At 66.1% G+C, this 21406-nt stretch carries 23 protein-coding genes, 1 pseudogene and 1 riboswitch; of the genes and pseudogenes, 15 read left to right on the forward strand and 9 right to left on the reverse strand.

Annotation, left to right across the window (positions count from 1 at the left end):
• Window positions 1-4: 4 nt before the first annotated feature.
• The 3 genes from AB5K84_RS33920 (at window position 5) to AB5K84_RS33930 (ending at window position 3206) form a co-directional block, all read left to right on the forward strand.
• Entirely contained in the window at window positions 5-739 is a 735-nt protein-coding gene (locus tag AB5K84_RS33920; protein WP_038965884.1) for a TlyA family RNA methyltransferase, read from the forward strand.
• Window positions 732-1979, forward strand: coding sequence for a class I SAM-dependent RNA methyltransferase (locus AB5K84_RS33925; protein ID WP_011085434.1), 1248 nt, complete (start codon window positions 732-734; stop codon window positions 1977-1979). The genes AB5K84_RS33920 and AB5K84_RS33925 overlap by 8 nt, the downstream gene beginning before the upstream one ends.
• Before the next feature lie 162 nt (window positions 1980-2141).
• Window positions 2142-3206, forward strand: a complete 1065-nt coding sequence (locus tag AB5K84_RS33930; RefSeq protein ID WP_236842201.1) for an Acg family FMN-binding oxidoreductase — start codon at window positions 2142-2144, stop codon at window positions 3204-3206.
• 4 nt (window positions 3207-3210) lie between these two features.
• On the opposite strand, the gene AB5K84_RS33935 is transcribed toward AB5K84_RS33930, so the two are convergent.
• The gene (locus AB5K84_RS33935; protein ID WP_038965885.1) at window positions 3211-3813 is read right to left on the reverse strand and encodes a hypothetical protein; all 603 of its coding nucleotides are present in this window, start codon (window positions 3811-3813) and stop codon (window positions 3211-3213) included.
• Window positions 3814-4067: 254 nt separating this feature from the next.
• Between AB5K84_RS33935 and AB5K84_RS33940 the strand changes: the two genes are divergently transcribed.
• From AB5K84_RS33940 to AB5K84_RS33950, 3 genes are all read left to right on the forward strand, one after another.
• Window positions 4068-5126, forward strand: a complete 1059-nt coding sequence (locus tag AB5K84_RS33940) for a class I SAM-dependent methyltransferase (RefSeq protein ID WP_028175341.1) — start codon at window positions 4068-4070, stop codon at window positions 5124-5126.
• Between the two features lie 147 nt (window positions 5127-5273).
• Window positions 5274-5915 (forward strand): carboxymuconolactone decarboxylase family protein, encoded by a 642-nt coding sequence (locus AB5K84_RS33945; RefSeq protein ID WP_236842200.1) that lies wholly within the window; start codon window positions 5274-5276, stop codon window positions 5913-5915.
• A 54-nt stretch (window positions 5916-5969) separates the two neighbouring features.
• Entirely contained in the window at window positions 5970-6743 is a 774-nt protein-coding gene (locus tag AB5K84_RS33950) for an enoyl-CoA hydratase/isomerase family protein (RefSeq protein WP_011085429.1), read from the forward strand.
• A 39-nt stretch (window positions 6744-6782) separates the two neighbouring features.
• On the opposite strand, the gene AB5K84_RS33955 is transcribed toward AB5K84_RS33950, so the two are convergent.
• Together AB5K84_RS33955 and AB5K84_RS33960 are read right to left on the reverse strand one after the other, a co-directional pair.
• Window positions 6783-7418 carry a hypothetical protein gene (locus AB5K84_RS33955; protein WP_028175344.1) on the reverse strand — a complete coding sequence of 212 codons (636 nt, stop codon included), beginning with the start codon at window positions 7416-7418 and terminating at the stop codon, window positions 6783-6785.
• A 169-nt stretch (window positions 7419-7587) separates the two neighbouring features.
• A complete protein-coding gene (locus AB5K84_RS33960; protein ID WP_011085427.1) occupies window positions 7588-8445 on the reverse strand; it encodes a DUF1194 domain-containing protein in 858 nt (285 codons plus the stop codon).
• Between the two features lie 251 nt (window positions 8446-8696).
• A riboswitch (Fluoride riboswitch) is annotated at window positions 8697-8774 on the forward strand.
• A 129-nt stretch (window positions 8775-8903) separates the two neighbouring features.
• Here AB5K84_RS33960 and AB5K84_RS33965 point away from each other — a divergent pair.
• The 5 genes from AB5K84_RS33965 to clpS are packed head-to-tail and all read left to right on the forward strand — an operon-like array spanning window position 8904 to window position 11651.
• Window positions 8904-10112 carry an MFS transporter gene (locus AB5K84_RS33965; RefSeq protein ID WP_011085426.1) on the forward strand — a complete coding sequence of 403 codons (1209 nt, stop codon included), beginning with the start codon at window positions 8904-8906 and terminating at the stop codon, window positions 10110-10112.
• On the forward strand, window positions 10109-10522 hold the full coding sequence (gene crcB / locus AB5K84_RS33970; RefSeq protein ID WP_011085425.1) for a fluoride efflux transporter CrcB: 414 nt from the start codon (window positions 10109-10111) through the stop codon (window positions 10520-10522). The genes AB5K84_RS33965 and crcB overlap by 4 nt, the downstream gene beginning before the upstream one ends.
• A 6-nt stretch (window positions 10523-10528) precedes the next feature.
• Window positions 10529-10957: a CrcB family protein gene (locus AB5K84_RS33975; protein ID WP_011085424.1), complete on the forward strand. Its 429-nt coding sequence runs from the start codon at window positions 10529-10531 to the stop codon at window positions 10955-10957.
• Between the two features lie 2 nt (window positions 10958-10959).
• Entirely contained in the window at window positions 10960-11301 is a 342-nt protein-coding gene (locus tag AB5K84_RS33980) for a DUF190 domain-containing protein (protein ID WP_011085423.1), read from the forward strand.
• Between the two features lie 44 nt (window positions 11302-11345).
• On the forward strand, window positions 11346-11651 hold the full coding sequence (gene clpS / locus AB5K84_RS33985) for an ATP-dependent Clp protease adapter ClpS (RefSeq protein ID WP_011085422.1): 306 nt from the start codon (window positions 11346-11348) through the stop codon (window positions 11649-11651).
• 4 nt (window positions 11652-11655) lie between these two features.
• Here clpS and AB5K84_RS33990 read toward each other — a convergent pair.
• Window positions 11656-11934 (reverse strand): annotated as a pseudogene (locus AB5K84_RS33990) (LysR substrate-binding domain-containing protein); the annotation flags it as partial.
• A 194-nt stretch (window positions 11935-12128) separates the two neighbouring features.
• Here AB5K84_RS33990 and AB5K84_RS33995 point away from each other — a divergent pair.
• Entirely contained in the window at window positions 12129-13139 is a 1011-nt protein-coding gene (locus tag AB5K84_RS33995; protein WP_051000281.1) for an ABC transporter substrate-binding protein, read from the forward strand.
• Between the two features lie 35 nt (window positions 13140-13174).
• Window positions 13175-14479 carry an FAD-dependent oxidoreductase gene (locus AB5K84_RS34000; protein ID WP_038965891.1) on the forward strand — a complete coding sequence of 435 codons (1305 nt, stop codon included), beginning with the start codon at window positions 13175-13177 and terminating at the stop codon, window positions 14477-14479.
• Between the two features lie 74 nt (window positions 14480-14553).
• Here AB5K84_RS34000 and AB5K84_RS34005 read toward each other — a convergent pair whose 3' ends face one another.
• The 4 genes from AB5K84_RS34005 to fabI all read right to left on the reverse strand — a co-directional run bounded on the left by AB5K84_RS34005 (window position 14554) and on the right by fabI (window position 18519).
• Window positions 14554-15744: an adenylate/guanylate cyclase domain-containing protein gene (locus AB5K84_RS34005; RefSeq protein WP_063921422.1), complete on the reverse strand. Its 1191-nt coding sequence runs from the start codon at window positions 15742-15744 to the stop codon at window positions 14554-14556.
• Between the two features lie 80 nt (window positions 15745-15824).
• The gene (aroC, locus tag AB5K84_RS34010; RefSeq protein ID WP_011085417.1) at window positions 15825-16913 is read right to left on the reverse strand and encodes a chorismate synthase; all 1089 of its coding nucleotides are present in this window, start codon (window positions 16911-16913) and stop codon (window positions 15825-15827) included.
• 178 nt (window positions 16914-17091) lie between these two features.
• Window positions 17092-17691, reverse strand: a complete 600-nt coding sequence (locus AB5K84_RS34015; RefSeq protein WP_011085416.1) for a histidine phosphatase family protein — start codon at window positions 17689-17691, stop codon at window positions 17092-17094.
• Between the two features lie 12 nt (window positions 17692-17703).
• Entirely contained in the window at window positions 17704-18519 is an 816-nt protein-coding gene (fabI, locus tag AB5K84_RS34020) for an enoyl-ACP reductase FabI (RefSeq protein WP_011085415.1), read from the reverse strand.
• Window positions 18520-18691: 172 nt separating this feature from the next.
• On the opposite strand from fabI, the gene AB5K84_RS34025 reads away from it, so the two are divergent.
• Window positions 18692-19180, forward strand: coding sequence for a sigma-70 family RNA polymerase sigma factor (locus AB5K84_RS34025; RefSeq protein WP_011085414.1), 489 nt, complete (start codon window positions 18692-18694; stop codon window positions 19178-19180).
• 106 nt (window positions 19181-19286) lie between these two features.
• A complete protein-coding gene (locus AB5K84_RS34030) occupies window positions 19287-20057 on the forward strand; it encodes an anti-sigma factor family protein (RefSeq protein WP_011085413.1) in 771 nt (256 codons plus the stop codon).
• Window positions 20058-20383: 326 nt separating this feature from the next.
• Here AB5K84_RS34030 and AB5K84_RS34035 read toward each other — a convergent pair whose 3' ends face one another.
• Entirely contained in the window at window positions 20384-21346 is a 963-nt protein-coding gene (locus AB5K84_RS34035) for a DnaJ C-terminal domain-containing protein (RefSeq protein WP_011085412.1), read from the reverse strand.
• Window positions 21347-21406: the final 60 nt, after the last annotated feature.

Raw genomic sequence — 21406 nt, forward strand, 5'->3', positions numbered from 1 at the left:
CGTGATGTCCCCTTCCCGCAAACGCGCGGATATTCTGCTGGTCGAGCGCGGCCTGTTCGAGAGCCGGGCACGGGCGCGCGCGGCCATCGAGGCCGGCCTCGTCACTGCCGACGACAAGCAGGTGACGAAGCCGTCGGAGACCATCGCCGAGGATGCGGTGATCCAGGCCGAGCCCGCGCACCCCTACGTGTCGCGCGGCGGCGTCAAGCTCGCCGGCGCGCTGGAACGCTACCCGATCGAGATCGAGGACCATGTCTGCCTCGACGTCGGTGCCTCCACCGGCGGTTTCACCGAGGTGCTGCTGGCCAATGGCGCAAGCCTGGTGTTCGCCATCGATGTCGGCACCAGCCAGTTGCATCCCTCGCTGCGCGATCATCCGAAAATCGTGTCGATGGAGGAGACCGACATCCGCGCCTATGAAGGCAGACGCCTGCCGGCGCGGCCCGATGTCGTCGTGATCGACGTCAGCTTCATCTCGCTGAAGGCCGTGCTGCCCGTGGCGCTGTCGCTGGCGGCCGCGCCGATGAGCCTGCTGGCGCTGATCAAGCCGCAATTCGAGGCCGAGCGGAAGCACAACAAGAAGGGCATCATCCGCGACGCCGCCGTGCATCAGCAGATCTGCGACGACATCGCGGCCTTTGCCGCCTCGCTCGGCTGCACCGACATCGCGGTGTTCCCCTCGCCGATCACCGGCGGCGACGGCAACATCGAATTCTTCCTGGGCGCGCGCCGTGGTTGAGCGCCTGAGGATCGATCACGTCGGCCATCGCGGCGACGGCGTCGCGCTCGGCGCCGGCGAAGCGATCTATGTGCCGTATGCGCTCGGCGGCGAGACCGTCGAGGTCGACCACGTCGCGGGCAACCATCCCGACCGCCGCAAGCTGCTGGCGGTCGACGTCGCAAGCCCCGAGCGCGTCGCGCCGTTCTGCCCGCATTTCGGCATCTGCGGCGGCTGCGCGATCCAGCACTGGGCGGCCGAGCCGTATCATGCCTGGAAGCGCAGCATCGTGGTCGAGACGCTGGCGCAGGCCGGCATCGATTGCGAGGTCGCGCCGCTGGTCGATGCCCATGGCGTGGGGCGCAGGCGCGTCACGCTGCACGGCCGGTTCGGCACGCATGACATCCTCAAGGTCGGCTTCTCGGCAGCGAGCTCGCACGACGTCATCCCGATTCATCGCTGCCCGATCCTCGATCCCGCACTCGACGGCGCGCTCGATGCCGCCTGGGCGCTGGCCGAGCCGCTCACGTCCAAAATGCCGGTGACGAAGCCGCTCGACATCCAGGTCACCGCCACCACCAACGGCCTCGATGTCGATGTGCGCGGCTCCGGCCCGCTGCCGACGCCGCTGGTCACGGCGCTGTCGCGCGTCGCCGAGCAGCATCGCCTCGCGCGGCTGACGCGGCATGGCGAGCTGGTGCTGCAGCGCCTGCCGCCGACGGTGAAGATGGGCCGCACTGAAGTGACGCTGCCGCCGGGCTCGTTCTTGCAGGCAACCGTCGCGGGCGAAGAGACGCTGGCGTCTCTCGTGGCCGAACGCGTCGGCAAGGCCAAGGAGGTTCTCGACCTATTCTGCGGTGTCGGGCCCTTCGCACTGCGGCTCGCCGAGAAGGCGCGCGTCACCGCTTACGATAGCGATGCCGGCGCAGTTGCCGCGCTGGCAAAGGCCGCGCGCACACCCGGCCTGAAGCCGATCAGGTGCGAGCCGCGCGACCTGTTCCGCCGCCCCCTGGTGCCGCAGGAGCTGCGCGACTTCGACGCCGTCGTGTTCGATCCCCCGCGCCAGGGCGCACAGGCGCAGGCACTGAAGCTCGCCGCGAGCACGGTGCCCGTCATCGTCGCGGTGTCCTGCAACGTCGCAACCTTCGCCCGCGACGCACGGCTGCTGATCGACGGCGGCTACAGGATCGACGGCGTCGTGCCGGTCGACCAATTCCGCCACACGCCGCATGTCGAGCTGGTGGCGCGGTTTGCGCGGTAGCTGCAAGCCTCGTGGGACGGCCCGCCGCGGGCGCCTCACCAGATTGATCCGCGGCCGATCCGAACCTTGATACCGGTCAACCGCCCGAGCTTCCGGGGACGCTAGAAGCGTCGTGGCGAAAGGGCCGTGGAGCGGATGATGGCGATCGACCGGCGACAACTCATGACCACCGCGCTCGGACTTTCCGCGGCGGCAATCACCGCCCGCCCCTCGGCTGCGGCGACGACGACCTATGAGGAAACGGTGCGAGCGTCGCGAGCGCCGCTGCAACCGGTGCCGCGGGACCGCGAGCTCGTGCGCTTTGCCACGCTCGCCGCCAACAGCCACAACACCCAGCCCTGGATCTTCTCCGCCCGCGGCAATGAAATCCTGATTGCGCCCGATTTCTCGCGCCGCTGTCCGGTGGTCGATCCGGACGATCACCACCTTTTCGTCAGCCTCGGCTGCGCCGCCGAGAACCTCGTTCTCGCGGCATCAGCACTCGGCTGGCGCGCGAACCCGATGGTCGACGGTGACAAGGTCCGGATCGCGCTGGAGCCAGCGCGCCCCGAAGCGTCGGCGCTCGTCAACGCGATTCCCCTCAGGCAATGCACCCGTGCAGCCTTCGACGGCAAGCCGGTGGCGCCCGACATTCTGCGCCAGCTCGAGAACGCCTGCCGGGAGCCGAACGTCTCGGCAATCCTGATGACCGAACGCGCCGCCATCGCAAAGATCACCAACTACGTGCTCGAAGGCAATGCCGCGCAAATGCGCGACAAGGCCTTCATGCGCGAGCTCGTGAGCTGGATGCGCTTCAACGAGGCCGATGCGGTCGCGACCATGGACGGGTTGTTCTCGCGGGCCTCGGGAAGCCCGTCCCTGCCGGCATGGATCGCGCGACCGCTGCTCAGGTTCTTCTTCACCGAAAGCGGCGAGAGCGGGAAATACCGCGCCGAGCTCGACAGCTCCGCGGGTGTCGTCGTGCTTGCCGCCGATCGTAGCGACACGTCGCACTGGATTGCGGTCGGCCGTGCCTGCCAGCGGTTCGCCCTGCAGGCGACCGCGCTCGGGCTCAAATATTCCTTCGTCAACCAGCCGATCGAGGTGGCGACACTAAGGCCGCAGTTCGCAACCTCGCTCGGACTCGGCGAGCGGCGTCCCGATATCGTGATGCGCTTCGGAGCCGGGCCGGATCTGCCGAAATCGCTCCGCCGCGCCCCGGAACTGGTGATGCGGCCGACGCAATAGTCTCCTAGCGCCGAAGGCCGCCGAGCGCCGGTGACTCGCCGGGCAGCATGTTCGATCTGATATCGCTGTCCATGCGGCCCGAGTCCTGCTGGGTGAACCCGGCTCCGAACGACAGGCTGAGGTTGGGGGTCGGCTTGAATTCGACCCCCGCGAACGCGCCGTAGCCGGGCGCGGCGCCGGAGGTGAGCGGCGCAAGCGAACTGCCAATGCCGTTGCCGTATTTCAGCGTGTCGAAGCCGGCAAAGAACGTGACGGGCATGCCGCCCGCCGTCTTGGTGTTGTAGCCGAACTGCGTGCTGTCATAGGAGAGCGCGTTGAAATTGCCGGCCTGTCCAGCCTGGCCGAGACCGCTCCAATTGAGGTTGCCACGCTGGCTACCGACGAAGAAGCCGTTCGCAAAGTTGGCGCGCCCGCCTGCGTCGCTGGCATTGAAGCCTGGAAAATTGCCGTAACTTTCGGAGCTCTGGCCATCGCTGCCGCCAAAGCCGAAAGGTCCGCCCGGTATCCAATACCTCAAGGGTGCAACTTGCGCATGAGCAGGCGCTCCGCCGAGGCAAAGCACAGCGAAGAGAGCTGCGAGACCGCAAGAACCTGCAAGGCTGGACATTCCGGCTACCGTCAAAATGCTCACAAATTATACCCTCGGTATATCGCGATGGCCAGCGAAGCAATGGCGATCCCCGCGGCCCCGGTTCCAGGGTCACGTATTCCTGACAAATTGAACCTCCCATCCGCCGGATTGACCCAAATAGAGGACGCGCAAGCTCGAGCCGTCATCGCGATCGCCAGAGCCTCGTGCGATCCAGCAATGCGCAGTTTGCGCTGACCTTTGAAAATGCCCGACACAGCATGGAGGACGTCATGGAGGTCAATTCCGACAGGTTGAATGCCTTTATGGGCAAGATGATCACCGAGGTCGGGGCCGCGATGAACGCATCGCTGGTCCTGCTGGGCGACAAGCTCGGCCTCTATCGCGCCCTCGCCGCCAAGGGGCCCATGAACTCTGCCGAACTCGCAAGCGCCACCGGAACGAACGAACGCTACGTCCGCGAGTGGCTGTCGAGCCAGGCGGCTTCTGGTTACGTCGAATATGATACCGCTTCAGGAAAATTCTCGATGTTGCCGGAGCAGGCGATGGCGCTTGCCGACGAGGACAGCCCGGTGTTCCTCGGCGCAGTCGGCAATGTCATTGCCGCGGCGTTCCTCGACGAGCCGAAAATTACGGATGCATTCAAGTCCGGCAAGGGAGTCGGCTGGAACCGACGGAGCGAGTGCCTGTTCTGCGGCACCGCCCGCTTCTTCCGCACCGGCTACATGCATCATCTGGTGCAGGAGTGGCTGCCCGCGCTCGACGGCGTCGTGGACAAGCTCAAGCGCGGCGCCAAGGTCGCCGATGTCGGTTGCGGGCATGGCGTTTCGACGCGGCTGATGGCGAACGCCTTCCCGAACTCCCGGTTCTACGGCTTCGACTATCACGAGGGCTCGATCGAGGCCGCGCGAAAGGCGGCCAATGAGGCCAAGCTGGGCGACCGGGTCAGCTTCGCTGTTCACTCGGCCAAGACCTATCCGGCCGAAGGCTATGATCTCGTCTGCTTCTTCGATTGCCTGCACGACATGGGCGATCCCGTCGGCGCCATCAGCCACGTACGCGAAGCCATGGACAAGGACGGCACCTGCATGCTGGTCGAGCCGTTCGCGGGCGACCGCCTCGAAGACAATCTCAATCCGGTCGGTCGCGTCTACTATGCGGCGTCGACCATGATCTGCACACCGGCCTCGCTCGACCAGGAGGTCGGCCTGGCGCTGGGTGCACAAGCGGGCGAAGCAAGGCTGCGCAAGGTCGCGCGCGAAGGCGGCCTGACGCGCTTCCGCCGCGCCGCCGAAACGCCCTTCAACTTGATCCTGGAGGCGCGGATCTGATCTCGATCGCGCCGGGCGCAGGGAGGCGGCATGCGGCCATGCCCGTACCGCAGCCTCGCCCGGTGCCGACATCCTTGCCTCACTCGCGCCGCAACGTAAGTTGGCGTCGAGCAGGCGGCGCGAGTCCGCCGCAATGGGAGGATGACGATGCGATATCTGGGTCTGGCGCTGGCTGTGCTGTTCACCATCGCGACCTCGGAAGCCGGCCGCGCGGCCGAGCCGACCCGCTTCGTGCCGCTGAAACCCGACGAACTTTCGTCGTCGCAGAAGGAATGGGCGGACGCGATCGCGGTGCCCCCGCGCAACGCGAAATTCACCAACCCGCCCTACCGCGCCTATATCCGCAACCCGGAGCTGGCGCCAAAACTCTCTGCGATGTCGGACTATCTGCGCTGGAATTCGTCGCTGCCGGCGCGCCTCAGCGAATTCGCGATCCTGATCACCGCGCGGCAATGGACGGCGCAGTATGAATGGTTCGCGCATTATCCGCTCGCGATGAAGGCCGGGCTCGACCCTGATGTCGCCAAGGACGTCGCCAACGGCGTGCGGCCGAAGGCGATGAAGGACGACGAGGCCGCGCTCTACGACCTCGCGATGGCGCTCTATCGCGACAAGAAGGTGTCCGACGATGTCTACCGCGCGGCCCAGCAAGAATTCGGCGAGCGCGGCATCATGGATGTTATCGGCCTGATCGGCTATTACGACCTGGTCTCGATGACGCTGATCACGATGCAGGCGGAAGCGCCGAACGACAGCGTGCCCCCGCTGCCGCCGCTGGCTGCGAAATAGCCACGCAGCAACCGCGGTTGATACCGCACGATCCCAAGAAGCCTGGAGACCCCGGTGACATCTGACAGCCCCGTCGCCTACGAATGCGTGGGCAACATCGCCCGCATCACGCTCAACCGCCCGCCGGTCAATGCGCTGAGCCTCGAGGTCATCCGGGCGGTGGTCGCGGCACTGCGCCGCGCCGCCGACGATCCGGATGCGCGCGTGGTCGTGCTGGCGAGCGCGATCGCCAGGCGCTTTTCGGCAGGCCTCGACCTCGACATCCTGCTTGGCAAATCCGGCGCCCAGATCCGCGAATTCCTCCAGGCGCTCTATATCGACCTTTACGACGCCCAGTACGGGCTCGGAAAGCCGTCGATCGCCGCGGTCGGCGGCGCGGCCCGCGGCGGCGGCATGACCATGGCGGTGTCCTGCGACGTGGTGCTGGCATCCGAGAGCGCGACGTTCGGCTATCCCGAGATCGACGTCGGCGTCATTCCCGCGATCCACTACGCGCATCTGCCGCGCATCATCGGGCGCCACCGCGCTTTCGAGCTGCTGTTCACCGGCCGCGTCTTCAGCGCCGCCGAGGCACGCGAGCTCGGCGTGGTGAACCGCGTCGTGGGAGATACGGAGCTCGAGGCCGAGGTCGTGAGGCTCGCGGCGCAGCTCGCCGCGAAATCAGCCGCGGTGCTGCGGATGGGCCGGGCCGCCTTCATGCGCCAGATCGACCTCGACTATCGGCGCAGCATTGCCAGCGCCGTGGACGACTTCTGCAACGTCGCGACGTCGGACGAGGCGCAGGAGGGTCTGAGGGCATTCGTGGAGAAACGGGCACCGAAATGGTGAGGACGGCCGGCCGCCGCGCGCGTCGGGAACGCGAAGCGTTCAGGCGGTCTTGTCGACCGAAGACGATGAATCGGCCGGTGGATATTTCGTCACCGGCACCATGAAGGACTTGGTGCCGACCTGGTAGATGACCTTGCCGTTCTTCCCGTCATCGGTCGCAATCTGCGCCTGCCCGAACATGATGACGTTCTTGTAGACGATGCCGGTGCCCTGCCGGGTGATGCCGTCGGTGGTGACGCTGACCTGCGCTTCGTTGCCGTTGACGGCGAGCACCTTGAAGCTCGCGCTCTTGCCGTTGTCGCTGGAATAGCCGCCCCAGCTTCCCATGAGACGGCTGTCGGAGGCCGGCGGCGCCTGCTTCTCGAGATTGGCGGTCTGCTTGCCGGCGCCGCCCGCAGAGAACAGCAGCACCATGTTCTTGCCGTCCTTGGTGCCGACCGTGACCCCGCCGAAGGTGATAAGCGAGCCCTGGACCTCGCCAAAGCCGCGCTCGGTGTGCCCGTTATGGGTGTATTCGACCTGCGCCCGCGCACCGCGGATGTTCACGACCTTGAAGCCGACCGGCTGGTTGTTGCCCACCCAATTGCCCTTCCAGTCACCGACCAGAGCGCTCTGGTGAAAGATCCGCTCGTTCGCGGGCGAAATCTGGCTGGTGCTCGATGTGACGATGGCCATTGGATTGCTCGGCGGACAGGTCTGGCGAATCCGCTTTCGTTCGCTCCAGCCATGCCAGGACGCTGACCGGAAACGAACGGAAACCATCCGATTAGGGCCACGCGCAGGTTAATGAGCCGTTAAGTTCAACCGCCGGCCGAGACGGCAAAAGGTCTCAGCCGGGGGCCGCTTAGCGTCCCCAGCGGTCCGACCAGATCTTCTCGCCGATCAGGCAACTGACGCGCGGCTCCTTGTCGGCGACCCGCATCACGGGACGCTCGGGCACGCGGCCTGCGACCTCCATCAGGAGCTTGGTGCGGATCGCTTCCTTGAACTTCTCGCGGTCCTTGATCGTGATGACGAAGGAGCCGGGACCGCCGATGACGCAATCCTCGTAGTAGTAGTCGAGATTGTCGATATCCATGGTCGAATAGGACGGCTCCTTGACCATGATCGGCAGGCCGTTGATGACGATGCCTTTCTCGAGCGCGGCGTCGCGCGCCACCGTGACCGGGCCGCCATTGTTGTTGGGGCCGTCGCCGGAGATGTCGATGACGCGACGCAAGCCCCGATAGGGATCCTCGTCGAACAGCGGCATCGCGAACGTGATCGCGCCGGAGATCGAGGTGCGCGAGGCGCGCCGGATCGGCGTCTTCATGATTTCGGTGGCGACCGCGTCCGCGGTCTCAGGTCCGTCGATCAGCCGCCAGGGAATGATGATCTTCTGGTCGGTCGAGGCGGCCCACTCGAAATAGGTCACCGCAATCCGGCCGTTCGGGCCCATCTTCAGCGCCTGGAGAAACTCTTTCGACTGGATCGCCTGCGCGTAGCCCTCGCGCTGGATCGCCAGCTCGTCCATGTCCATGGAGTAGGACACGTCGACCGCGAGGATCAGCTCGACATCGACCGTCTGCGCATCCTTGTCGGCCGCCAGCCGCTGAGTCCTGGGCGGCTCAAACTTCGGCCCTGGTGCCGCGATGCCCGCGACGTCCCCCCCGGCAAGCACGCCGGCCACCAGCACAGCCCCGATCGAGAACAGCAAGCGCATCGCAGTCTCCCGTCGTATGACGCGATGGTGACATGCAATCGCCTTGCCGCAAAGTGCGAAGATCGCCTGCGCTTCACATTCGAGTTAGGAATTACGCAAAGCTGCCGCCGTGTTGCCGCGCTAGCGTCATCGGAACACGTGCGACCACAGGCTCCGTCATTCCGGGGCGGCTCGAAGAGCCGACCCCGGAATGACAGTACCGGACACGCACCCCGCCCACTTGTCCGGCGTGATTTCCATGCTAGGCTGGCCGCACAGATGGGGATGGAGTCCCCCGACAACCGCCCGGCGGTAGGTGACCGTGATGGGCTGATGACTCCTGCTTGAGGTGGGGCAATTTTTGAGCCTCTGCCTTTGGCGGGAGCGTGGACAAACCCGCCAATGGCGGGTTTTTTGTTGCCTGAAGGCGAAGGCCGGGACGTGAAGGCCAAGGGGACGTTCGAGGGGAAGTCCAAGGCGTGACGACGACGACACCGAATGCTGCGCGCGCGGGGCTGCCCAGGGGGATCTGGGTGCTCGGCTTCGTCTCGATGCTGATGGACGTCTCCTCCGAGATGATCCACGCGCTGCTGCCGGTCTATCTCGTCACCGTGCTCGGCGCCTCGACGCTCACGGTCGGCTTCATCGAGGGCATTGCGGAGGCGACGGCCTCGATCACCAAGATCTTCTCCGGCGCGCTGTCGGACTGGCTCGGCCGCCGCAAGCTGCTTGCCGCGCTCGGCTATGGGCTGGCAGCCGTCACCAAGCCGCTATTCCCGCTCGCGCCCAGCGTCGAATGGCTGGTGGCGGCGCGCTTCATCGACCGGGTCGGCAAGGGCATTCGCGGCGCGCCGCGCGATGCGCTGATCGCCGATATCGCACCCGTCGGCCTGCGCGGCGCGAGCTTTGGCCTGCGCCAATCGCTCGACACCATCGGCGCCTTCGTCGGACCGCTCGCGGCGATCGGCCTGATGTGGTGGACGGCTGACAATTTTACCGCCGTGTTCTGGGTTGCCGTGCTACCGGCCTTTCTGTCCTTCGGACTGATCGCCTTTGCCGTGAGCGAGCCGGAGCCGGACCCGAGCCGGGAATCTGCGAAAAATCCGCTCAATCTCGCCGCGATGCGGCAGCTCGGAGCGGTCTACTGGCGCGTCGTGGCGGTCGGAATCGTCTTCACGCTGGCGCGCTTCAGCGAAGCCTTCCTGATCCTGCGCGCGCAGAACATCGGCCTCAATGCGATGTGGGTACCGGCCGTGCTGGTGCTGATGAACATCGTCTACGCGCTGTCGGCCTATCCGGCCGGCGTGCTGTCGGACCGCATCAACCGGACCAGCCTGCTCGCGCTCGGTCTCGTCTTCCTCGCCGGCGCCGATCTGGCGCTCGCGCTGCTGCCGAACCTCGGCGGCCTCGCGCTCGGGGTCGTGCTGTGGGGGCTGCATATGGGATTGACGCAAGGCCTGCTCTCGGCCCTCGTCGCCGACGCCGCGCCGCCAAGCTTGCGCGGCACCGCATTCGGCTATTTCAACCTGTTCACCGGCCTGGCACTGCTGGCCGCGAGCGTGATCGCCGGTGCGCTGTGGGACGCCTATGGTCCGGCCGGCACGTTCCTGGCAGGGCTCGGCTTCGCGCTGGTGTCGCTCGTGGGGCTGCTCGCCGTCGGCAACGGGCTGGCAGCGGAGGGCAAATGAGGATGGGGGGGTCGTTCGTCGTGCTGAGCGGAGTGATCGCAATCGTGGTCGGCAGCGTGCTCGGCGGCTGTGCGCGCTACTTCATCTCCGGCGCTGTCGCGCGGCGGCTGGGCGAGACCTTTCCGTGGGGCACCATGACCATCAACGTCACCGGCGCCTTCCTGATCGGCATTTTTGGCGCGCTGGCAACCCATCCGGGCTCGATGTTCGCCTCGCCCAATCCATGGCTGTTCGCGGTGACCGGTTTCCTCGGCTGCTACACCACGGTGTCCTCGTTCAGCCTGCAAACGCTGACGCTCGCCCGCAACGGCGAGCCGATGCACGCGCTCGGCAATGTCGCCTTCTCGGTTGGACTGTGCCTCGCCGCAGTGAGCTGCGGCTTCCTGCTCGCTGACGGTCTTGGAGGGTAGAGGCCGATGAACGTTCCCTCCTCCGCCGAGCGCTGGCGCAGCGCGATGCTCTATGCCTGGGTTTCCGCCGGCAGCGTCGTCGGCGGCCTGACGCGCTACCTGGTCGGGCTCGCGCTCGATACCGGTCCAGGCTTTCCCTTCGCGACACTGTTCATCAACGCGACCGGCTCGCTGATCATCGGATTCTATGCGACGCTGACCGGCCCGGACGGCCGGATGCTGGCACGGCCCGAGCACCGGCAGTTCGTCATGACCGGGTTCTGTGGCGGCTACACCACCTTCTCGGCCTTCAGCCTGGAAACATTCCGCCTGTTCCACGGCGGCATGAAATACATCGCGCTGGCCTATGTCGCATCCTCCGTCGTCTGCTGGCTGGTGTCGGTCTGGCTCGGCCATATCATGGCGAGCCGCTACAACCGCTTGAAAAGGAGCTGACCATGCAAATTCCCAATCAGGCTGTTTCGCTCCGCATCTTCATCGGCGAGAGCGACCATTTCGACGGCAAGCCGCTCTATGAAGCGATCGTGATGAAGGCGCGCGAGCTGCACCTCGCCGGCGCCACCGTGCTGCGCGGTCCGATGGGGTTCGGCAAGTCGAGCCGGCTGCATACTTCGAAAATCCTGCGGCTCTCGGAAGACCTGCCGCTGCTGATCGAAATCGTCGACAGCGAGGACAACATCAACGCATTCCTGCCCATCCTGGATGGCATGATGTCGAGCGGGCTGATCACCTTGGAGAAGGTGCAGGTCCTGCAATATGGTGAGAAAGCCGCGAGCTGATCGCTCCGGCAGGGAACCAGTGCCCGCCGTGTCCAGGAGGCGGAATGAACGACGCCGTCACCAAGCCGAAAACCAGAACCAAGACCAAGGTCGAGCGGCCCAAGCTGCACAAGGTCATCCTGATCAACGACGACTACACGCCGCGCGAATTCGTCACGATGATCCTCAAGGCCGAGTTCCGCATGACGGAAGATCAGGCCTACAAGGTGATGATCACGGCGCACAAGCTGGGCGCCTGCGTGGTCGCCGTGTTCACCAGGGACGTCGCCGAGACCAAGGCAACCCGCGCCACCGACGCCGGCCGCGCCAAGGGCTATCCGCTGCTGTTCACGACCGAGCCGGAGGAATAGGCCGCTAGCCCCGGCCGCGACGGGAACGCACTGGCTTGCGCACAGTGCTCGGGCGCGGGTGCTCCTGAACGTGTTTCCAGAACGCCTCCGCCGCAGGCGTCAGTCGCGATCTCGGACGATACACATGGATCTCGATTGGAATCTCCCATTCCGGCCCGCCCGCCTTCACCAGTTCGCCCGATGCGAGCTGATCGGCGATGAGGTTCTCCTGCAGCCAGGCCATGCCGCGGCCGGCCTGCACCATGGTGGCGAGAAGTTTTGCAAGATGCGATGAAGGTCGCTTATTGAGGGGGACGTCTGGTGATCACAGAAACATCGCGCCACTGCTTTTGACGACTGAGCCGGAGGAATAAGCCATCCGCGCTTTCCGACTTTGCATTCCCGCCGGGGATCGCCGACAATGCCGCAAAACCGGCGCAGGCCGAACAATAAGCAAAGCGGGAAACGACGGACGTGGGCATATCAATAAGAAGCTTCGTGACAAGAGGCCGACTGGTCCTGACGCTGGTGGCGATCGCCTTCTGCACCACCGGCATGGCGCAAGCGGGCGAAAGGCTCCGCATCGGGCTGTTGAAGCTCTCCTCGGCAGCCCCGTTGTTCCTCGCCAAGGAGCGCGGCTATTTCGAGCAGGAAGGGATCGAGGCTGATCTGAAATTCTTCGATGCCGCCGTGCCGATCGCGGTAGCCAGCGTGTCCGGCGATATCGACATCGGTTTCACCGGCTTCACGGCCGCTTTCTACAACCTCGCGGGCAAGGGCGGACTGAAGGTGGTTGCCGGCACGGCGCGCGAGGCACCCGGCTTCCAGAACACGGCCTACGTCGCCTCCAAGCGCGCTTATGATTCGGGCCTGAAGACGCTGAAGGACTTGCCCGGCCATTCCGTCGGCATCACGCAAGTCGGCTCCACTTTCCATTATTCGCTCGGCCTGATCGCCGACAAGCTGAAATTCGACGTGACCTCCGTCCGGGTCGTTCCGCTGCAGTCGCTGCCGAATGTCGCCGCGGCCATCAAGGGCGGCCAGCTCGACGCGGCGCTCACCGCCACGACCACGATCAGCCCGGTGGTCGCCTCTGGCGACGCGATCGTGCTCGGCTTCGTCGGCGACGAGACGCCCTGGATGCTCGGCTGCGTCGTGGCTTCGACCGCGACGATCGAGAAGAACCGCAAGCTGGTCGAGAAGGTGCTGGCCGTCTACCGCCGCGGCGCCGACGACTATGCGCGCGTGCTGTTGAAACGCGATGCGGACGGCAAATTCGTCCGCAGCGAGGAGGGGGACGCGATGCTTGCGATCATCTCCAAATACACCGAGCAGAAGGTCGAGCAGCTCCGCATCGGGCTGTCGGTCGTCGACCCCGCGCTCGACAGCGCCGACATCGCCCGTCAGATCGCCTGGTTCAAGCGCCAGAAGATGATCGAACCCGATATCGATGCCGAGAAGATCATCGACAAATCCTTCGTCCCGGACCGGCCGACGGCGCCGAAATGACTGACGACAACGACAACAAGAACACGGAGCTACCCATGAGCGCGAGCGAAGTCACCGCGGGCACCAAAATCGTCCGGCGTGCCGCGAACCAAAAGCCCTCGCGCGTCGTCGCCGACATCTGCGTGGTCGGCTCGGGTGCTGCCGGCATGTCGGCGGCGATCGAGGGCGCGCGTGCCGGACGCAAGGTGGTGCTGGTCGACAGCCTGCCCGCGCTCGGCGGCCAGGCGGTCAACTCCATCATCGGCACCTTCTGCGGCCTGTTCTCGAACGGCAGCGACGGCTACCAGTTCACCCACGGCATCGCCGACGATCTCCTTGGCGACCTCGGTGCGCAGGAGAACGCGCTGTTCTACCGCCGCGGGCCGCACACCACCGTCGTCTACTACGACGAGGTCGCGCTCGGACGCTGGGTCGAGAAGGCGATGCTTGCGGCCGGCGTCACCGTGATCGTCGGCGCCGTCATGCGCAACGTCCGCGTCGCCGGTCGGCGCGTGACCGGGATCGATCTCTCCACCCGCTACGGTGACGTCGAGGTCGAGGCGAACGGCTTCGTCGACGCCTCCGGCGACGCCGCGCTGGTGTGGCAGGCGGGCTTTGCCTGCCGCGAGCCGGACGACGGCCCGATCTACGGCACGCAAATGCTGATCGTCGAGAATATCGACGAGAGCAAGGTGCCGAGCCGGGAGGAATTGCCGGCGCGCATGCGAGAGAAGGCCGGCGACTACGGCCTGTTGCGGCGCGAGGGCCTGTCCTTCGTCATTCCCGGGCGCGGCGTTGCCGCCATGAACATGACCCATGTCGAGACGCCACTGGAGCCGCTAGAGGCGAGCCGCAAGGGCATCGAGGGCAAGGACCAGGCCGATCGCGCCTTCGCCTTCCTCAGGAACGAATTCCCCGCCTGCTTCGGCAAGGCGCGCATCCGCGCCTATGGCCTTCCCGGGATCCGCCAGACGCGCTGGATCGTCGGCCGCCAGCAATTGTCGGTCGACGACGTCCGCGCCGGCACCAAATTCGAAGACGCGATCGGCCGCACGGCGTGGCCGATCGAACTGCACGACCACGGCTCCGGCCATCACTGGCACATCTTCGACAAGGACCACGTCCACTATGTGCCGTTCGGCAGCCTGACGCCGCAGGAAGCCGAAAACATCGTCGCCGCCGGCCGCTGCATCGATGCCGACAAGGCCGCACTCTCCAGCGTTCGGGTGATGGGCCCCTGCATGGCGATGGGCGCCGCCGCTGCGCACGCGCTCGACCTCGCCGGCAGCGGCAGCGTGCATCAGATCGACATCGATGCGCTGAAGTGGCGCGTGCGCGACAACCTGGAGCGGACGGACTGAGGCGCGCAGCAGCCAGGAGCGGTGGCCGCAGCTCTCTGCTCAGCCGACCGGCGCGATCGTCGGTCTGAACGCCCTTAGGCCATCACCACCGGCGTCTCTTCGGTCAGCCCATACACACGCTGCGCCTTCGAAAACCCCGCGATCGGAAATTCGCCGAGCGCGCGCCAGTCGTGGCGGCAGGCGTTCGCGAAAACCTCCGAGACCACGACGGTGCGGCCGAGCCGGCCGGCGATCTTCTCCAGCCGCGCCGCGAGATTGACGGCAGGGCCGATGCAGGTGAAGTCGAGCCGGTTGCCGCCGCCGATATTGCCGTAGAGGATGTGGCCGACATGCAGCGCGACGCCGAAGCGGAAGCGCTCGACGACGTCGCCGACCGGAAAGGCGAGCGCCTCGACGCTGGCGCGGGATTCGCGCGCGGCTTCCAGCACGCGCGCGCAGACATGGGCGGCATCGCCGACATATTCGTCGATCGGAAACACCGCGAGCAAGCCGTCGCCCATGAACTTCAGCACCTCGCCGCCATGGCCCCGGATTGCGGTGACCTGGCAGTCGAAATACTGATTGAGGATCTCGACCACGGTCTCGGCCGGCAGCCGGTCCGACAACGCCGTGAAGCCGCGCAGGTCAGAGAGCCAGATGGCCGCCTGCATGGTGTCGTTGTGGCCACGGCGGATCTGGCCGCCGAGGATGCGCGCGCCGGCGCGGTTGCCGACATAGGTGTCGAGCAGCATCTCGGCGGTACGGCGCAGACTGACGATCTCGCTGACGCGCGCGAGCGGCGCCATCATGGCCCGGATCGCCGCGACGTCGTCGTCGCTGAATCCGCTGGGGTGACGCGTGGTCCAGCTCGTTGCGTGGATCGAGCCGTCGAGATACGGCATCGGCATCGCGAGGTAGTCGGTCACGCCTTCGGCGCGCATGTCGTCGAGGAACGGAAACCGCCTGCTGTCGGGGTCGTCCATCCGTCCCCGGACCTCCAGCCCCTCCTCGAACACGATCCGCAGCGGGCTGCGTGCGAATTCAGGCGTGTCCAGGATCTCGAAATCGACAGTGCCGATCTCGACCTCCTGACCTTCCCGCCAGATGAAGTTGCGGCCGAAGATTTCGGGATGCAGCGTGCGGATGAAGATGCCGAACCGCCACAGCGGCAGGCCAGCTGCGACCAGATGCTCGCAGACGTCGGCGATCATCTCGGCCGGGGTCCCGGACGACCTCGCGCCGTCGATCAGCCAGTTGGTGATGCGCTGGAGCTCGGAGTTTTGCATGTCCGCATTTGCGGACGAAGTTCTGGGGACGTCAAGCTGCGCGGTGGGCTGGTACCGCGGCACTAACGCCTCACCCCGCTCTAGCGTCCCACCTGCCCGCGGTCTCGGATGAAGTGATCCGCCAGCACGCAGGCCATCATGGCTTCGCCGACGGGGACGGCACGGATGCCGACGCAGGGGTCGTGGCGGCCCTTGGTCATGATCTCGGTGTCGGCGCCCTGGCGATCGACGGTGAGGCGAGGCTGGAGGATCGACGAGGTCGGCTTCACCGCGAAGCGCACCACCACCGGCTGCCCCGTGGAGATGCCGCCCAGCACGCCGCCGGCGTGGTTGGACAGGAAGCGCGTGCCGTCATTGCCGGTGCGCATCTCGTCGGCGTTCTCTTCGCCGGTCAGCTCAGCCGCGCCAAAGCCGGCGCCGATCTCGACGCCCTTCACGGCATTGATGGTCATCATCGCACCCGCCAGATCGGAATCGAGCTTGGCATAGATCGGCGCACCGAGGCCCGCCGGCACGCCTTCAGCGACGATCTCGAGCACCGCACCGATCGAGGAGCCGCTCTTGCGGATGCCGTCGAGATAGGTTTCGAAGAACGCAGCCTTGTCCTTGTCCGGACAGAAAAACGGATTCCTGGCGACCTCGTCCCAGTCCCACTTCTCGCGGTCGATCTTGTGCGGGCCCATCTGCACCAGGGCGCCGCGCACCTTGACGTCGGGCAGCACTTTTCGCGCGATGGCACCGGCGGCAACGCGCGTCGCGGTCTCGCGCGCCGAGGAGCGGCCGCCGCCGCGATAGTCGCGCAGGCCGTACTTCGCCTCGTAGGTAAAGTCCGCGTGGCCCGGCCGAAACTTGTCCTTGATCTCGGAATAGTCCTTCGACCGCTGGTCGGTGTTCTCGATCAGGAGCCCGATCGGCGTGCCCGTCGTCACCTGCACGCCGGTCTCCGGATGCGCCATCACGCCGGACAGGATCTTCACCTGATCCGGCTCCTGGCGCTGGGTGGTGAAGCGCGACTGGCCGGGCCGGCGGCGGTCGAGATCGCCCTGGATGTCCGCCTCGGTGAGCGGGATCATGGGCGGGCAGCCATCGACCACGCAGCCGATCGCCACCCCGTGGCTCTCGCCGAAGGTCGTGACGCGGAACATGTGGCCGAAGGTGTTGAAGGACATTGGTGCTCGCTCGGTTCCGGCGTGTGGTAACGCGCGGGGGGCCGGGGGTCAAACCCGCACACTCCCTGTCATTCCGGGATGGTCCGAAGGACCAGACCCGGAATCTCGAGATTCTCAGGTGCGCAAGGGCGCACCGGGTTCGGTGCTGCGCATCGCCCCGGAATGACGAAAACTTGGCTTAACTAAACTTCTCCAGCCGCCCGTCCCGGAACACGTAGACGGCGCCCTGCTCGATATAGAGCTCGGCGGCGCTGGCCGGCGTCTCCAGGCCAAGCGAAACCATCAGGGCCCGGCAGGTCCCGCCATGGGCGACCGCGACGGTGTCGGTCCGGAGCTGATCGTACCAGGCCCGCACGCGGACCTGTACATCGGCGTAGGTCTCCCCGCCTACGGGGCCCACCGTCCATTTGTCGGCAAGGCGCCTGGCATAGATTTCGGGATCGGTCGCCTCGCTCTCGGCCAGCGTCAGCCCTTCCCAGACGCCGTAGCCGATCTCGCGCAGGCGATCGTCGAGCGAATAGTCGGCCACGGGCAATTCGAGCATGCCGCGCGCAAGTTCCATGGTCATGCGCGCGCGGCCGAGCGGACTCGACACATAGGGCAGCGCCGCCTTGTCGCGGCCGTCGCGCTTGAACAGATCGGCGAGAATGCCGCCGGCCTGCACGGCCTGGCTGCGGCCGCGCGCGTTCAGCGGAACGTCCCTGGTGCCCTGGAGCCGCCCGAGCGCATTCCACTCGGTCTCGCCATGGCGAAGATAGTAGATCGTGGGCACGGGCATTCCAGCTAAAGGCTAGTCCTTGCCACCGAGCGAGATATCCGGCGCGTCCGGGCGCTTCATACCGAGCACGTGGTAACCGGAATCGACGTGATGCACCTCGCCGGTGACGCCGCGCGAGAGGTCGGAGAGGAAATACAGCGCGCTGCCGCCGACGTCCTCGGTGGAGACGTTGCGCCGCAACGGCGCGTTGTGCTCGTTCCACTTCAGGATATAGCGGAAGTCGCCGATGCCGGAGGCCGCGAGCGTCTTGATCGGCCCGGCCGAGATCGCGTTGACGCGGATGTTCTTCTCGCCGAGGTCGGCCGCGAGATAGCGCACGCTCGCCTCCAGCGCCGCCTTCGCGACGCCCATCACGTTGTAATGCGGCATCCACTTCTCCGCGCCGTAATAGGAGAGCGTGATGAGCGAACCGCCGTCGGTCATCAGCTTCTCGGCGCGCTGTGCCACGGCGGTGAACGAGTAGCAGGAAATCAGCATCGACTTGGAGAAGTTCTCCTGCGTGGTGTCGACGTAGCGGCCGTCGAGCTGCTCGCCATAGGCGATCGCGTGCACCAGGAAGTCGATCTTGCCCCACTTCTCCTTCAGCACCGCGAAGGCGGCGTCGATTGTCGCAGCGTCGGTGACGTCGCAATGGCCGAGCACGAGTCCGCCGATCTCGGCGGCGAGCGGCTCGACGCGCTTCTTCAGCGCATCGCCCTGATAGGTGAAGGCGAGCTCGGCGCCCGCTGCGTGGCATGCCTTGGCGATACCCCAGGCGATCGAGCGGTTGTTGGCAACGCCGAGGACCACCCCGCGCTTGCCTTGCATCAGACCTGAATTCTGCGCCATTTTTGAACGTCCCGTCGAGCTCTCGTTGAGGTTTGGAGGTACACCAGCCCTCCTTCGCGGTACAGTCCTAATACGCGGCGTTAACGCTGTTTCGAGCGCCGGAATAGCCGTTCCGTTCGGGTGTTATGATGGGTAAGGCGCTTGCGCCGAACACCAGGACGTCAAGGCGGCAATGAGCGCGTTTCGCCAAAGTGTGGAAGCCATGATCCCGGCGTTGCGACGCTACGCCCGCGCGCTCACGCGCGATGCGGATGCGGCCGACGATCTGGTGCAGGATACGTTGGTGCGCGCGCTGCGTTCGGAGCGCCTGTTTCTCGGAGGCGACGTCAGGAGCTGGCTCTATACGATCCTGACCAACCTCAACAAGAACCGGCGACGCTCGCTGGCAAGGCGGCCGCAATTCATGCAGCTGACAGAGAACAACCCGGACGCCAGCGGGACCGAAGCCGAGGGACGCGACATCGAGAAGGCGCTGGCAACGCTGGTCGAGGAGCAGCGCTCGGTGCTGCTTTTGGTGATGCTGGAGGGCATGAGCTACCGCGAGGTCGCTGACATCCAGGGCGTGCCGATCGGCACCGTGATGTCGCGCCTGGCACGCGCCCGCGCCCACGTTAAAGCCTCGCTGGAGGGTGAGCGCCCGGCGCTCAGGCGGGTGAAATGATGGCAGGATTGATGCAACGCGTTGGGTCCGTCCGCAGCCTGCCGACAAAGCGAGCGAAGTTGAGTCACGAAGGATATTTTGGGCCGCAGAGCCAGAGACGATCGATATGAACGACCGCAATATTCCGATCACCGAAGACGAGTTGCACGCCTATGTCGATGGCGAGCTGCCGGCCGAGCGCCGCGCCGACGTCGAGGCCTGGCTTGCCGCCCATCCTGACGATGCCGAGCGGGTGCAGTCCTGGCGCGACATGGCCGAGATGCTGCACGCCCGCTACGATTCCGTCGCCCAGGAGCCGGTGCCGGTACGGCTGGAGCTCGAACGGCTGGAGCGCCGCCCCCGGCAATGGCTCTATGGCGCCGCCGCGGCTGTGCTGGTTGCCTTCGTCGCCGGCGGCACCGCCGGCTGGATCGCGCATGGCGCCGCCAACTCCCCCTCGACCTTCCAGAGTTTTACGGCCGACGCACTCGACGCCCACCGCCTCTATGTCGTCGAGGTCCGCCACCCCGTCGAGGTCGGCGGCAACGAGCGTGACCATCTCCAGGCCTGGCTGACCCGGCGCTGCGGCTGGACCGTGTTCGCGCCGAACCTGGAGGCGAGCGGGTTGAAGCTGGTCGGCGGCCGGCTCCTGCCAGGGCCGAACGGTCCGGCGTCGTTCCTGATGTATGAGGGCGCCTCGGGCGAGCGGTACACGATCTACACCGCCAAGACCGAGAATGGTGCAACGCAGATGCGGTACGCCAAGACGGACAAGGACGGCGCGCTGTTCTGGGCGGAGCGCGGGGTCGGCTACGTCGTCAGCGGCGGTGGCGATCGCGACCGGCTGACCAAGGTGGCGCAGGCCGTGTACGACCAGGCAGAGAAAAACGGCACCTAGACAACCGCGCAAGCGCGGTGCCTCGATTCCGTCATTGAAAATTTGGAATCAAGACATCGGCGCGTCTCATTATCGCACCGGATGATCACGCGAAAATGAGCAGCGTTCGATCCGCCGATCGACGCGGGCGGCCTCGATTGGGGTTTTTGGTACCGCGCTGGTCCCCCTCTCGAGGCCGCACCTTTTTATCGGCTGCCCCGCCGGACAGCCGACACGTCGAGCATATGAGCCGAGAAGCGCTATCGCGCCTCAGGCATATGACGAGCATCATCCGCAAGAGAGGATGCTGTAGACCTTAGGAAAACCCCTTCAGTTCCGACCGCGCCCTAACCAAGCCCGCTACGTGGATTGTAGGGGTGTTGGTCCCGCCACTTCTCCATCAATGCTTCAAGCTCGGCGTCGTTCCCGTCCGGTAGCATAATCCTGACAGTGACGAAGAGATCCCCGGTTCCGCCTGCTTTCGGCAGGCCCTTGCCCTTCAGCCGGAAGGTGCGGCCGCTGGAAGTGTTCTTCGGGACCGAGAGTTCGACCGCATTCCCAAGGGTCGGCACGCGGACCTTGCCGCCGAGCACCGCCTCGTAGAGCGTGACCGGCAGGTCGATCCTGAGATCCGCGCCCTCGACCTTGAAATACGGGTGCGGCGCGATGCCGATGGTGATCAGAAGATCGCCCGGCGGATGGCCCTGGGCGCTCTCGCCCTGCCCGCGCAGCCGGATCTGCTGGCCCTCGGTGACGCCGGCCGGAATCTTGACGTTGAGCTCCTTGCCCGTCGGCAGACGGACGCGCTTCTCGCCGCCCTTGACCGACTCCTCTAGCGAGACGGACATGGCGACGTTCACGTCGAGATCGAGCCCGATCCCGCCGGTGTCGAATTCGAACTGCCCGGCGCCGCCGGCCCCCGGCCGCGCGCCGCGCACCCCGCCGCCGAACATGCTGTTGAGGATGTCCTCGAACGCGCCGCCGCCCTGACCCGGGCCGCCGCCGGAGCGGAACGTATAGCTCTCGAACCCGCCGGGACCCGCGCGGCCGCGCGGCCCGCCGCCGCCCGGAAAGCCCTGGAAGCGCGGCTTGCCGTCGGCGTCGATCTCGCCGCGGTCGAACTGCTTGCGCTTGTCCTCGTCGCCGAGGATCTCGTTGGCCGAATTGAGTTCGGCGAAACGCTCGGCGGCCTTCGGGTCGTCCTTGTTGCTGTCGGGATGGTGCTTCTTGGCAAGCTTGCGATAGGCGCTCTTGATCGCGGCAGCATTGGCGCTCCGCGGCACCCCCAAGACCTCATAGGGGTCGCGCATCCGTCACGTCTCCTTCAAAGAAATCGAATTGTTCAAAGGGCTCCCCGCCCCACCTGCGAA

The organism is Bradyrhizobium sp. 1200_D9_N1_1 (assembly GCF_052075915.1).
In the GTDB taxonomy this organism is placed as follows: domain Bacteria; phylum Pseudomonadota; class Alphaproteobacteria; order Rhizobiales; family Xanthobacteraceae; genus Bradyrhizobium; species Bradyrhizobium diazoefficiens.